Here is a 1817-nt window from a genome sequence, read left to right as displayed (position 1 = left end):
CGCTTCGCGCAGGTGCAGCGGTCGCCGATCTGGAATTCGTCCAGTTCCATCCCACCGTCCTCGCCTCCGGCCCGGCGTTCCTGATCTCCGAGGCGGTGCGCGGTGAGGGCGCGGTTCTGGTGGACGACCGTGGCCGCCGGTTCGTGTTCGACAGCCACCCCGACGGTGAGCTCGCGCCGCGGGACGTGGTGTCGCGAGCGATCGCACGGCGTGCCGCGGCTCAGGCTGCGCCCGTCAGGCTCGACGCCACGATGCTCGGAGCCCGCACGCTCGCGCTCCGCTTCCCGACCATCGACCGTGTCACGAGAGAGCGTGGCTTCGACTGGGCGAAGAGCCCCCTACCCGTGACCCCGGCGGCGCATTACCTGATGGGCGGCGTGGTCACCGACCTCGACGGACGCACCACGGTGCCAGGGCTCTTCGCCGTAGGAGAGGTCGCCCGCACTGGCGTGCACGGGGCCAACCGGCTGGCATCGAACTCCCTGCTCGAGGGCGCGGTCTTCGGGGCTCGCGCGGCGGCAGCGCTCACGGTGCCCTGGCCTCTTCCGGAACAGGAGCACACCCCTCCCGAGGTGAGCCTCGACGCGAACCTCGCTGACCCCGAACCGGGGTTCACCCGCTCCGCACTGCAGCGGCTGATGTGGGACGAAGTGGGCCTGCTGCGCACGGGCGAGGGCCTCACCCGGGCGCTCGGCGTGCTGCAGGGGTGGGCCGGCGCCCCCACCACGCCCACGACCGTGACGGAGCACGAGGATGCGAACCTGCTGCTCCTCGCGCAGGCGACGGCGGCGGCGGCTCTGAAGCGCACCGTTTCCGTCGGAGCACATCATCGTGTCGACACGGATGCGACAGGTGCCCCTTCTTCATCCCCCACACCCTCATCGATCCTGGAGACCGTCTGATGCTGACCCCCGCCACTCTGCACCGCGTCGTCGGCGCCGCACTGGAGGAAGACGCTCCGTGGGGCGACCTCACGAGCACCACGCTGCTGCCCGCCGAAGCCACGGCCACGGCCGATCTCGTCGCACGAGAAGCCGGGGTCTTCAGCGGAGGCGAGGTCTTCGCCGCCGCCTTCCGTCTCACCGATCCGTCCGTCCAGGTGGATCTGCACGTCGGCGACGGTGACGAGTTCGTTGCAGGAGACGTCCTCGCCTCGGTATCCGGTGCGGCGCGCAGCGTACTGACCACGGAGCGCGTCGCCTTGAACTTCACGCAGCGGATGAGCGGCATCGCCACGCTCACCGCCGCCTACGTGGCGGCCGTCGACGGCACCGACACGCGGATCGCCGACACCCGCAAGACCACTCCCGGTCTGCGCGCCTTCGAGCGTCACGCCGTCGAGTCGGGCGGCGGCCGCAATCACCGGCACTCCCTGTCCGACGCGGTGATGGCGAAGGACAACCACCTCGCGGTGCTGAAACGCTCGGGCCTCGACCTCGCGGCCGCCCTGCGCGCGGCCCTGTCCCGGCTCCCCCATACGACCCACGTCGTCGTCGAGGTCGACCGTCTCGACCAGATCGACGCCGTCCTGGACGGTGGAGCGGACACCGTGCTGCTCGACAACTTCTCGCTGGACGACCTGGAGCGGGGCGTGGCCCTCATCGGCGGTCGAGCCATCGTCGAAGCCTCGGGCGGTGTCACCCTCGACACGGTCGGCGAGATCGCACGCACCGGCGTCGACGTGATCTCGGTCGGAGCTCTGACGCATTCCGCCCGCGCCCTCGATCTCGGCCTGGATCTGCGGATCGACTGACGGTCATGCTCTACCTCGATCACGCGGCGACCTCACCGGTGCGTCCGGAAGTGCTCGAAGCGAT

The 1817-nt window shown here is 70.5% G+C and carries 3 protein-coding genes; all 3 read left to right on the top strand.

The features are described from left to right. On the top strand, nt 1–902 hold a 902-nt coding region (locus DSP71_RS24185), incomplete at its 5' end, for an FAD-binding protein (protein WP_258546514.1). Then, nucleotides 902–1753 (top strand): carboxylating nicotinate-nucleotide diphosphorylase, encoded by an 852-nt coding sequence (gene nadC / locus DSP71_RS17195; protein ID WP_113681675.1) that lies wholly within the window; start codon nt 902–904, stop codon nt 1751–1753. The genes DSP71_RS24185 and nadC, both read left to right, overlap by 1 nt. A 5-nt stretch (nt 1754–1758) precedes the next feature. Further along, on the top strand, nt 1759–1817 hold a 59-nt coding region (locus DSP71_RS24180; protein WP_258546520.1), incomplete at its 3' end, for a hypothetical protein.

The organism is Microbacterium sp. H6 (assembly GCF_003314775.1).
GTDB classification, from domain to species: domain Bacteria; phylum Actinomycetota; class Actinomycetes; order Actinomycetales; family Microbacteriaceae; genus Microbacterium; species Microbacterium oxydans.
Note: the sequence above shows the minus strand (reverse complement) of the source record. Positions and strands in the feature narration are given on the sequence as shown.

Excerpts from the sequence above, each read along its gene's own strand:
- nadC (WP_113681675.1), top strand. The coding sequence starts at position 902 with ATGCTGACCCCCGCCACTCTGCACCGCGTCGTCGGCGCCGCACTGGAG.